The sequence below is a fragment of the Actinomadura rubrisoli genome (genome assembly GCF_004349215.1).
Taxonomy (GTDB): domain Bacteria; phylum Actinomycetota; class Actinomycetes; order Streptosporangiales; family Streptosporangiaceae; genus Spirillospora; species Spirillospora rubrisoli.
The window spans coordinates 1-1,648 of the sequence record NZ_SMKU01000675.1; the positions used below are offsets into that span (position 1 = coordinate 1).

Genomic DNA, 1,648 nt, shown 5'->3' on the forward strand with positions numbered 1-1,648 from the left:
GACGAGCAGGACTCCCCCCACCACGCCGCCCTCCGCGACGCCGACTCCCTCGGCGGCGCGCCCGTCATCGTCGCCGACCTCCACTCCGCCCTCCCGCCCATCCTGGCCGGGCTCCTGACCGCCCGTCCCGGGACCCGCGCGGTGTACGTCATGCCGGACGGCGGCGCCCTGCCCGCCTGGTTCTCCATGTCCATCGCCCAGCTCAAGGACGCCGGCGCCCTCGCCGCCACCGTCACCGCGGGGCAGGCGTTCGGCGGCGACCTGGAGGCCGTCACCGTCCACACCGGCCTGCTCTCGGCCCGCCTGGTCCTGGACGCAGACGTCATCGTCCTCGCCCAGGGCCCCGGCAACCTCGGCACCGGCACCCGCTGGGGATTCTCCGGCGTCTCGGCCGGAGAGGCCGTCAACGCCGCGTCCGTCCTGCGGGGCCGCCCCGTCGGGTCCCTGCGCGTCAGCGAGGGCGACAAGCGCGAACGCCACATCGGCGTCTCCCACCACTCCCTCACCGCCTACGGCCGCGTCGCCCTCGCCCGCGCCGACATCCCCGTCCCCGAACTGGGCGGCGCGTTCGGCGCCCGCGTCGCCGCCGAGGCCGCCGAGCTCGGCGACCGCCACACCCTCGTCCCCGTCCCGGTCGACGGCCTCCACGAGGCGCTGAGGTCGGCCGAGAAGGACTGGGGCGTCCGACTGTCCACCATGGGCCGCCGCCTGGACGAGGACCTCGCCTACTTCCTCACCGCCGCCGCCGCGGGCCGCCACACCGCCACCCTGCTCGACTGACGGCGTCAGAGCGCGGCGGCGCTTGGGGCGCCTAGAGCGCGGCGGGCTCCGCCTCGCCGGACTCCCCCGTCCGTCCGGCGCGCCCGGCGCCCCTGGCGCGCCCGGCCGCCGCGTCCGCCTCGCCCGCCTCGCCCGCCCGGAGCGCCTCCTCAGCGGTGAAGGACGAGGCGAACGTGAACGCGCGCGGCGACGGGCCCACCGTGCGCAGCAGCTCCAGGCGCTCCAGGCCCTCGGCCACGGTCGGGACGTGCCCGGCCGGGATCCACCACAGCACCAAGTGCGCGTCCACGTGCCGCTGGAACCACTCCCGGCGGCGCCGCATCGTCTCCAGGTGCCCGCTGCGGTACACGAAGTCCCACAGCGCCTCGCTCGACTCCCACACCGAGAAGTTGACGATCACGTCGTCGCCCGCGGGACGCATCCCGGTGGCGTCGGCCTCGCCCTCCTCGACGAGCCGCCACACGAACCCGGGCGCGCCGTCGGCGAGCGCGTTCACCGGGTCGAGCAGGGCCGTGAAGCCGGCCATCCGCGGGTCGTCGAGCGGGTACCTGAGCGTGGCCACGTTCAACTGGGCGAGGTGCGGGCGGGCATCGTCAGCAGCGGTCATGGTGCTCACCCCACCATGCCCCGCCTTCTATGTCAATCCTCATTGTCTTTAGAGGTGTCGGCCGCCACGCAGCACCACCCCGGCCGCGGATCCATCCGCACCCGCACCCCGTCCGACCCCTCCACCAGCCCCTCCAGCAGCGCCAGATTCATCCCGCACAACAGCGGAGGAAACTGCTCCGCCACCACATGGAACGGGCAATTGCGCATCCGGACCACCGCGCCCCCGCCCTCACACCGCTCCCGCACCGGCTCATAACCC

At 74.8% G+C, this 1,648-nt stretch carries 2 protein-coding genes and 1 pseudogene; 1 reads left to right on the forward strand and 2 read right to left on the reverse strand.

The window, feature by feature from the left end:
• A partial coding sequence (locus E1298_RS46750) for a DUF3866 family protein (protein ID WP_131903777.1) occupies nt 1-780 on the forward strand: 780 nt, incomplete at its 5' end.
• A gap of 31 nt (nt 781-811) precedes the next feature.
• On the opposite strand, the gene E1298_RS46755 is transcribed toward E1298_RS46750, so the two are convergent.
• A complete protein-coding gene (locus tag E1298_RS46755; RefSeq protein ID WP_131903778.1) occupies nt 812-1,387 on the reverse strand; it encodes a DUF3291 domain-containing protein in 576 nt (191 codons plus the stop codon).
• A gap of 32 nt (nt 1,388-1,419) precedes the next feature.
• A pseudogene (locus tag E1298_RS46760) lies at nt 1,420-1,648 on the reverse strand (transcriptional regulator); the annotation flags it as partial.

What these genes read in the sequence shown, in the direction of transcription:
- E1298_RS46755 (WP_131903778.1), bottom strand. Translation starts at nt 1,387, where the DNA reads ATGACCGCTGCTGACGATGCCCGCCCGCACCTCGCCCAGTTGAACGTG.